Origin of the sequence: Dietzia sp. HMSC21D01 (assembly GCF_001815995.1) — a bacterium.
In the GTDB taxonomy this organism is placed as follows: Bacteria; Actinomycetota; Actinomycetes; order Mycobacteriales; family Mycobacteriaceae; genus Dietzia; species Dietzia cinnamea.
The window spans coordinates 1-522 of sequence record NZ_KV823909.1 but is presented as its reverse complement, the minus strand read 5'-3'; the positions used below and the strand labels follow the sequence as shown (position 1 = coordinate 522).

Genomic DNA, 522 nt, shown 5'->3' with positions numbered 1-522 from the left:
CGAACCCGTCGAACCCGTCGAACCCGAACCGGTCGAACCCAGGGAACCAAGCGAACCGAGGGATCCCAGGGATCCTAGGGAACCCAAGGAACCGAGCGAGCCGACAGATCCCGCCGAACCGAGCGACCCTCCGCAACAGATTCCGTCCTTCTCGAACGTCACAGTCGCACTATCCTCGTTCGACTTCACGTTCTCATCAGCCGGAGTTTTGCCGGTGGCAACTGCCGTGTTGTCGACCTTTCCTGCCTTCGCGTCGTACGTAGTCGTCGTGTAAGTCGCGGTACAGGACGCTGAGTCGCCCGGAGCCAGTTCCGTAACGGGGCACTCGACCACAGGATTCGTTCCGGTGCCGGTGAACTCAAGTTCCGTCACACCCACATCCTTCAGCGTCACATTGCCGATATTCGTGACGACGAATTTGTAAGCGACCTCATCGCCGGCGCTGAGACCGCTCTCAGGCGAAGCTGTCTTGACCAAGGTTAGATCTGACGTCGTTTCGCCCTTCACCTCAGCCGGAGCCTC

General features: G+C 59.8%; 1 protein-coding gene. It reads right to left on the bottom strand.

Features of this window, described 5'->3' with window-relative positions; translation table 11 throughout:
* On the bottom strand, positions 1-522 hold a 522-nt coding region (locus HMPREF3086_RS18490; RefSeq protein ID WP_141764032.1), incomplete at both ends, for a DUF7507 domain-containing protein.